The following is an 8611-nucleotide window of genomic DNA, read 5'->3' as shown; positions in this document are numbered from 1 at the left end:
ACGCAAGCCCCCACTTCAAACGACCCGTAAGGGTGTTAAGTGGCGGGTTGTTGACTTAGTAGAAGCTTTTCATGTTTAAAACATTATCCAATTATAAAAAAAATCCTCCTATGTTAGGAGGATTTTTAATTTCTCAACATATACCAGAAAATAACTTCCACTACTATAAGTAATACCGCACCAAAAATCATTAACGTCGTCTTCTTTAATAGTTCATTTTCACGATACGGAATGTTACATAAATACGCACCTAATGTAATCCGTGATGGGCAAGCAATTGTCGCTACTGATGATGCGGTATTTTGCAATGTTGTGACGTATTGCCACGGGAGTGCTACGTTTTGTGCCGTTTGCATTTGTAGTTTTATAAACATCGCATTTGATCCTGCATTACTACCTGTTAAAAAGCCACCGATTCCGCCGATGAACGGAGCAACGAAAACGAAAAAGGTTCCAAATGTTTCACCAGCCGTTTTTGCAAGTAATGAATGCATGCCAGATGCACCCATTAGTTCTGAAATGGCGATAAACATTGTCGTCGTAATCGCAAAGGGAATCCATTGTTTTATCGTTTGCGAGAGTGATTGTTTAATAATATTTGATGGAATTCGGAAGAAAATGATTGTAAATAAACAAGTCATACCGAGCCAAAATCCTGGTGAATACAGCATTTCTAATTTGTAAGAGAATGATTTTAGATCAAGGACGGCATATGATCTGAATACATCATGCAATGCTGGTACGAGACGAGAAAGTAAAATACAAACGGTTAAGAATATATAAGGGCTAATAATTTTTATAATAGATACTTCTCTTTCTGTTGCCGCAGCATGTTCTGACATTAGATTTTGCTCACTTTTTCCTTTTAATTTAATGATAAGAAAGCCAAATGTAATGGTAACGATAGAACTTAATATACCTGCGAGTTCAACACTTACGTATGCGTTAGAAAGATAGATTCCGAGAGAAAATAATAGAAAGAAGCCGATTCCTTCCTTCCACTTTTCAATAACCGCCTGCCAGCCACCAACAACATGTAAAGAAAGAATGACAAAATAAGCAAACATCGGGATACTTAATAGCGCTGTATTTGTACCGAGTGTTGTAAGCGGCATATTGATAAGTTGCGAACCGATAATCGTACCAGTTGCCATTGCCCCCCATGAACTAGCTAGTAAGCCGATAAACGAGAGCAGTACAGCTTGAAACGGTTTATAGCCTAAGGAAAGAAAAATAGGTGCTGCAACCATAAAGCCAATTCCAAATCCACTTACTGATTCAATTAGTGGGCAAATACCAAAACACATAAGAAGCATTTGTAATAAACGATCGTGCGTCACTTCTTCTAAAAAACGTGCTACTTGGTCGATGTACCCCATTTTGTTCATGAGGTGAAATAAAAAAATACCGAAAAACAAAACGTACCCAACAATAAAACAAATTAACGAACCTTTAATCGTTGCGTGCACAGTTTCACTTATCCCTAGTTGAAACATTGGCGAGAGTAAAACGATTCCAACAGACACCACATAAGCAATTAAAGAAGACCTTAATGACGTTTGTTTAAATAAAAATAAACAAATGAAAATCATCATAATTGGGATAAGTGCCAACAATATGGCCATGTTATCATCTCTTTTCATTAAAAATACAATTTTTAACTATTATATAACAGATGACATAAATTTCAATTGTTTTTGTAACAGATTTAAAAAAGGAGCCAAACGGCACCTTTTTCATTCACCCCCATTTTCTTTTATCCTGAAAAACTGTCTGCTGTCCGACCATTTTATCTAACAGAACAAACACAATATAAGCACATATGACTTGCAATACAACATTTCCAAATTTCATGAATTCAAATGAATGGATCCATCGGAATACTTCATTTAATAATACAATCGAAACGATACTAAATAGTTCTATACTAATCGAAAATATACATATTTCTAAAATAGATTGCTCTTGAATGCGATTTAAGTTAGAAAAGATGAATACATATCCTAAAAATAGAGCCATCAACTCTATTTTCGTCATGCTAATGAGCCAAGCGTATAGTGGTACAGTTAAGAGAAGATATAGTAGTTTACGTCTTAGCATGCTTTCTCCCCCTCTAAATTATATGTATTTTCTGTATATTTCAACATTTATTACACAAAACAAAAAGAAGAGACTTATGCCTCTTCTTTTTGTTTTGTTGCCTGTATTAATTCACATATTTCTTCTCGTTTTTCATTTTCTAACAGCTCAATCACTTTACTTCCAACGACAACTCCGTCACATATTGTAATCATCTCTTCTACATGTTCCTTCGTTGAAATACCGAACCCTGCCACTACCGGTAAATGCGTATGTGATTTTACTTTTTCTAAATAACTATGAATCTCCTCTTTAAAATTTTGACGTACGCCTGTTACGCCCGCTACTGTAACGGCGTAGACGAACCCTTCTGATTCACTCGTAATTTTCTCGATTCGCTCAATTGGGCTTGTAACGGTAACGAGTGGGATTAAAGCGATATTTGCAGTTCGGAGAAGCGGTGCAATAATGTCTTGTTCTTCATACGGTAAATCTGGAACGATAATACCGTCCACCCCTGCTTCTATACAATTTTCGATGAATTGTTCTTTTCCGAATGCGAGTACTGGATTTAAATATGTCATAAGTACAAACGGAATTTGTACTTCTTTCCTTACCTCTATTAATGCTTGAAAAATGCCTTTTACTGTTACACCGCTATCTAGTGCTCGTTTCCCTGCTCTTTGAATTGTTGGGCCATCTGCAACTGGATCTGAAAATGGGATACCAATTTCAACGATGCTTGCTCCTGCTTCATCTAGAAAACGAATTCTTTCTTTTAACTTTTCAAGGCCACCATCTCCGCCCATTACGTACGGAATAAATGCTTTCTTACCATTTTCAAATGCTGCTTTAATTTTTTCTACTCCCATCTTTTACACCTCTTCCATATAACGTTTTATACTCTCTACATCTTTATCACCACGGCCAGATAAACAAATGACAAGCCCTTCGTCTTTCTTCATTTGCGCCGCTAATTTTAATGCATATGCGACAGCATGCGAGCTTTCTAACGCCGGGATAATTCCTTCTTTTTTCGTTAATAATTGAAACGCTTCTAACGCTTCATCATCAGTAATGGAATGATAAGAAACGCGGCCAATATCTTTTAGTAAACTATGTTCTGGACCAACCCCCGGGTAATCAAGTCCAGCTGAAATAGAGTGAGCTTCTTGAATTTGTCCTTCTTCATTTTGCAGAAGGTACATCATCGATCCGTGGAGAACGCCAACGCTTCCTTTCGTTAAAGTAGCTGCATGCTGTTCTGTATGAACTCCTTTTCCAGCTGCTTCTACGCCGTAAAGAGCAACTTCTTCATCATGCACGAACGGATAAAACATTCCCATCGCATTACTACCACCACCAATACAAGCAACAACAGCTTCTGGTAACTTTCCTTCTAACGCTTCATATTGTTTTTTCGTTTCTTTCCCAATTACACTTTGGAAATCACGGACAATTTGTGGGAATGGATGTGGTCCAAGAACAGATCCCATAATGTAGTGCGTATCATGCACATGTGAAACCCAGTAACGAAGCGCCTCGTTTACCGCATCTTTTAATGTACCGCTACCTGCCGCCACACTTTCTACTTTCGCTCCGAGTAATTCCATTCGGAACACATTTAATTTTTGACGTCTTACATCTTCTTCTCCCATAAAAATGACGCATTCTAATCCGAGAAGGGCACATACAGTAGCTGTTGCGACTCCGTGTTGTCCAGCCCCTGTTTCAGCGACAACTTTTTTCTTACCCATTCTTACTGCAAGAAGTGCCTGACCAATTGTATTGTTAATTTTATGAGCTCCTGTATGGTTCAAATCTTCACGTTTTAAATAAATTTTTGCACCGCCGCAATACTTCGTCATATTTTCAGCATAATATAGCGGTGTTTCTCTTCCGACGTACGTTTTTAAATAATGATTTAATTCCTTTTGAAATGCTTCATCTTCCATCGCCTCTTTATATGCTTCTTCTAGTTCTAATACAGATTGCATTAACGTTTCTGGAACGTATCGTCCTCCGTATATACCGTAGTGACCTTTTTCATCTGGATATGCGTAATTCATTTGGAACACTCCTTCGTTTTTATAATAAATTGTTTTATTTTCTCTACATCTTTCTTTCCTTCTGTCTCTACTCCGCTGCTCACATCGACCATATATGGCCGAACAGTTCGAATTGCTTCTTCTATATTAAGAGCATTTAATCCACCAGCTAATATCGTTTTCTCTCGTAATTCTTTTGGCATATGCGCAAGTAACTCCCAAGAAAATGTCTTTCCATTTCCTCCATGAAACTTTTCTTTCGGGCTATCAAATAATATATAATCTGTTTCATACTCTTGAGCGTTTTTCATATCACTCTCTGAAGTTACTCCTAGTGACTTTATAGACGGAATATTCAATCTTCTAATTTGATAATTGTCTTCATCCCCATGTAGTTGTACATGCGTTAACCCGCATTCATCTGCAATTTTCTGGATCATTTCTACTGATTCATTTACGAAAACACCGATTTTTAACACGTTGGCTGGAAGCTCCTGAATGATTTCTTTCGCTAGCCCTGGAGTAATTTTTCGCTTACTTTCTGCAAAAACAAATCCGAGTGCATCTGCTCCGTATTCACAAGCACGTTTTGCTGTTTCCATATCAGTGATGCCGCAAATTTTCACTTTCATATGTTCACCTTACAATCTTCAAAAAAGGTACGAATAGAAGATGATGTCATAAGTGCCTCTCCAACTAATACACCTTTTGCTCCAGCTCGCTTGACGCGGATTATATCTTCTTTTGAATGAATTCCGCTCTCACTAATCCAAAGTAATTTCTCCTCATTTAATCGTTTTCCAAGCTTTTCTGTTTGGCCTAAATCGACTTCGAATGTTTTTAAATTACGGTTGTTAATACCGATAACGTGCGGATTTAATTCGATTGCAATTTCTAATTCCTCTTCATCATGAATTTCAACAATTGCTTCTAACCCTTTTTCTAGTACGTAGCTATACAGCTCTTTTAACTTCTCTTTCGGTAACGCTGCTACAATTAATAAAATAATATCTGCGCCAGCCTCATACGCTCTATCAATTTGAATCTTATCAATTATGAAATCTTTACATAAAAGCGGAATGCTACTTTCTTCTCTTGCTGTTTGTAAATCATAAAATGACCCTTTAAAAAATTGACCGTCTGTTAAAACAGAAACAGCACCCGCGCCGCATTCTTCATATGTTTTCACTTGTTTTCTTACATCAACGTGTAAATTGATATCTCCTTTTGATGGTGATGCTCGCTTTACTTCTGCAATAACAGTAAACTGCTGTAATGATTCTACGAGTGAATGTGTCTTTCTACTTTCTTTTATTGGTGTATATGTTTCATATAATGTCGCAACTTCCTTTTTCTTCTGTTCTACAATTTTATCTAAAATCGTCCCCACTTTAGTTCACCCTTTCTAATTTTTCGTTGCTTGCTGCAATTAATAAGTTTAATTTGGCTAATGCTTTTCCAGAGTCAATGCTATATGCCGCGAGTTTAATTCCTTCTTCAATCGTTTCCGTTTTTCCATTTGCGAAAAGAGCTAGACCTGCATTGAATAAAACTGTATCGCGATAAACACTCTTTTCTCCGCTCAATACGCCGAGCGTAATCTTTGCATTTTCTTTTGAATTTCCCCCTCTAATTTCTTCATTTTTCACTCTTGAAAAACCATACTTTTCTGGATCAATACTCATTTCTACTATTTCATTATCTTTTAAAAGGACTACGTGATTTTCCCCTTGTAATGACGCTTCATCTAAAAAACCACTTCCGTTTACGACAAGCGATTGTTTCCGGCCTAACTTTTGTAATACTTGCGCAACTGGTAGTAACATATCTCTTTTATAAATGCCGACAAATTGTGTTTCTAAATTTACCGGATTTGTTAAAGGGCCAATTAAGTTAAAGATTGTCGGCACGTTTAATTCTTTTCTTATTTTCATAATGCGTCTTAATGCTGGGTGCATCGCTGGTGCGAATAAAAATGCGATTCCGACATGCTCTAATAAATAATCAATTTCGTTTGGCGTACTGCTAATATTTACACCGAGTTCTTCTAATAAATCTGCACTTCCTGTTTTACTAGAAACAGCACGGTTACCATGTTTTGCAACCTTTACACCAGCTCCTGCCAGTACAAATGCCGATGTTGTACTAATATTAAACGTTTGGGCACCGTCACCACCTGTCCCGCAATTGTCCATTGCTCCTTGTATATGATTCGAAAACGGTAATGCCTTTTCACGAAGAGCTCGGACGAGACCGTATATTTCTTCTGCAGTTTCACCTTTCGCTTTCAGTAAGACTAAGAAAGCTGCAATTTCACTTTCCAATATGTTTTCATTTAATAAAAGAAGTCCTGCTTTATACATTTCCTCTTCTGTTAAATGTTGCCCCTCCACTAATTTACGAAGATAGTTATTCATACTCTTTCCTCCTCTTTCACTTCGCCTAAAAAGGCACGTATTAACTTTCCGCCTTCTTCTGTCGCAATTGATTCCGGATGAAACTGTAATCCAAAGAGTGGATAATAATTGTGACGAACTGCCATAATTTCTCCATCGTCCATCGCTGTCGCTAGTATGTCAAAACACTGTGGCAAGCTTGTTTGTGCTGCAACAAGAGAATGGTAGCGCATCGCTGTTAGCGGTTGTGTCACATACGAAAAAATTGACGTTCCGTTATGTTTCACACGTGATGTTTTTCCGTGTTTAATGCGCTCTGCTCTTACAATATCTCCTCCAAATGCTGATATAATTGCTTGATGACCAAGACAAATACCTAATATGGGAACGTTCTTATAAAAATGACGAATCACTTCCATACAAATTCCAGCATCCTCTGGTTTTCCTGGTCCTGGTGAAAGCACAATTCCTTTCGGCTTCATTTCTTCTAATTGTTCTATCGTTATTTGATCATTTCTTACGACAACAATTTCTTCTTCGTATTCGCCTAGTAGTTGATACAAGTTATATGTGAATGAATCATAATTATCGATAAGTACAATCATTTCATTACCTCCAAGAGCGCTCTCGCTTTATTTAATGTTTCTTCATATTCAGCAACTGGGTCTGAATCGTAGACAATCCCCGCTCCTGCCTGAACGTATGCTTTCTCATCTTTCACGACCATTGTTCGAATGGCAAGCGCCATATCAAGATTCCCTGAAAAACTAACGTATCCAACTGCACCGGCGTACACATTTCTTTTTTCATTCTCTAGCTCATTTATAATTTCCATCGCTCTAATTTTCGGAGCACCTGATACCGTCCCCGCCGGTAAGCAATGCGCTAATGCATCAAATCCGCTCATTTGTTTTCGCAATGTTCCGTAAACTTCAGATACAATGTGCATAACGTGAGAATATTTTTCTACTTTCATATATTTATCTATCGTAACTGAGCCGATTTCACTCACTCTACCAATATCATTTCGCCCAAGATCTACAAGCATCATATGCTCTGCTCGCTCTTTCTCATTTTCTAACAGCTCTTTTTCAATTTCCGTATCTTCCTGCTTTGTCTTCCCTCTCGGCCTCGTACCAGCAATTGGATTTGTCATCACTTTATCCTCTCTTACCGATAGCAAACTTTCTGGCGAAGAACCGATTACAACATAATCTTGAAAATCGATATAAAACATATATGGTGATGGATTGGCAATTCGTAGTTTTCGGTATAACGCGAATGGATCACCAATACATTCACTTTGTAAACGCTGGGATAATACGACTTGGAATATGTCCCCGGCTCGAATGTGTTCTTTCGCCGTTTCTACCATTACGCAAAATTCTTTTTCCGTTATAGAAGAAGTGAATGATAATGTTGATCTTATTTCAGTTACTTCCGCTTCTTCTCCCTGTAGCACTTCCTCTTTGTATACTCGCAGCCTTTCGTATACTTCTTCATAATCTGCTGCATCATCTTCCCTGCATACATATACAAACGACAACTTTTGGCGTAAGTGGTCATACACGATAAACTCACGGTACAGTAAAAGGTGTACCTCTGGAATATTCAATGGATCGTGTAAATTTGCTCCAATGTTTTCATATTGCCGAATAACGTCATAGCCAATATAACCAACTGCTCCTCCGCAAAACGGAAATGGACTGTCTACTTGAGCTGACGCGATTTCTTCTAACACTTCTAGTACGTTACCTTGCAACTTTTCTGCCCGGCCGTAAATCGTTCGTTCCACTTCCGTACCGATACTTTTCACTTCCCCATACGGATTACACCCTAAGTAGGAATAGCGTCCTTTATCTTGATGAAGCTGTGAACTTTCTAATAAGAATTTCTTCTTCCCTTTCATACGTCTATATAAAGAAATTGGCGTAATGCTATCTCCTTCTTCTTCAGTGATTACTAAAAATGTCTTTCTCTCTCTTTTTTGTTTTATAAATTCTTCTTTCGTCATCATGTCCTTCACCTCGTCCTGAAAAATAAAAAAGTCCCCTACATATCGAAAATATGTAGAGGACGATAAATATA

The 8611-nt window shown here is 37.6% G+C and carries 9 protein-coding genes and 1 other annotated feature (1 of these 10 cut by a window edge); all 9 genes read right to left on the bottom strand.

Annotated elements, in window-relative coordinates:
- Positions 1-125: 125 nt before the first annotated feature.
- On the bottom strand, positions 126-1625 hold the full coding sequence (locus tag RTP99_RS24815) for an L-lactate permease (RefSeq protein WP_000996213.1): 1500 nt from the start codon (positions 1623-1625) through the stop codon (positions 126-128).
- Positions 1626-1740: 115 nt separating this feature from the next.
- Entirely contained in the window at positions 1741-2100 is a 360-nt protein-coding gene (locus RTP99_RS24810) for a DUF4029 domain-containing protein (RefSeq protein WP_000946148.1), read from the bottom strand.
- A 74-nt stretch (positions 2101-2174) separates the two neighbouring features.
- A complete protein-coding gene (gene trpA, locus RTP99_RS24805; RefSeq protein ID WP_000537831.1) occupies positions 2175-2951 on the bottom strand; it encodes a tryptophan synthase subunit alpha in 777 nt (258 codons plus the stop codon).
- Positions 2952-2954: 3 nt separating this feature from the next.
- The gene (gene trpB, locus RTP99_RS24800; RefSeq protein ID WP_001105007.1) at positions 2955-4148 is read right to left on the bottom strand and encodes a tryptophan synthase subunit beta; all 1194 of its coding nucleotides are present in this window, start codon (positions 4146-4148) and stop codon (positions 2955-2957) included.
- Positions 4145-4759 (bottom strand): N-(5'phosphoribosyl)anthranilate isomerase, encoded by a 615-nt coding sequence (gene trpF / locus RTP99_RS24795; protein ID WP_000865100.1) that lies wholly within the window; start codon positions 4757-4759, stop codon positions 4145-4147. Before trpF ends, trpB begins: the two co-directional genes overlap by 4 nt.
- Positions 4756-5517 (bottom strand): indole-3-glycerol phosphate synthase TrpC, encoded by a 762-nt coding sequence (trpC, locus tag RTP99_RS24790; protein WP_000536713.1) that lies wholly within the window; start codon positions 5515-5517, stop codon positions 4756-4758. Before trpC ends, trpF begins: the two co-directional genes overlap by 4 nt.
- Position 5518: 1 nt before the next feature.
- Positions 5519-6544 carry an anthranilate phosphoribosyltransferase gene (gene trpD / locus RTP99_RS24785; RefSeq protein WP_001067350.1) on the bottom strand — a complete coding sequence of 342 codons (1026 nt, stop codon included), beginning with the start codon at positions 6542-6544 and terminating at the stop codon, positions 5519-5521.
- Entirely contained in the window at positions 6541-7128 is a 588-nt protein-coding gene (locus tag RTP99_RS24780; RefSeq protein WP_000636344.1) for an aminodeoxychorismate/anthranilate synthase component II, read from the bottom strand. Before RTP99_RS24780 ends, trpD begins: the two co-directional genes overlap by 4 nt.
- Positions 7125-8540, bottom strand: coding sequence for an anthranilate synthase component I (gene trpE, locus RTP99_RS24775; protein WP_041184652.1), 1416 nt, complete (start codon positions 8538-8540; stop codon positions 7125-7127). Before trpE ends, RTP99_RS24780 begins: the two co-directional genes overlap by 4 nt.
- A 52-nt stretch (positions 8541-8592) precedes the next feature.
- Positions 8593-8611 (bottom strand) — a binding site (T-box leader); it runs 226 nt beyond the window's last position.

It is taken from the genome of Bacillus sp. (in: firmicutes), assembly GCF_031983925.1.
Taxonomy (GTDB): domain Bacteria; phylum Bacillota; class Bacilli; order Bacillales; family Bacillaceae_G; genus Bacillus_A; species Bacillus_A pacificus.
Note: the sequence above shows the minus strand (reverse complement) of the source record. Positions and strands in the feature narration are given on the sequence as shown.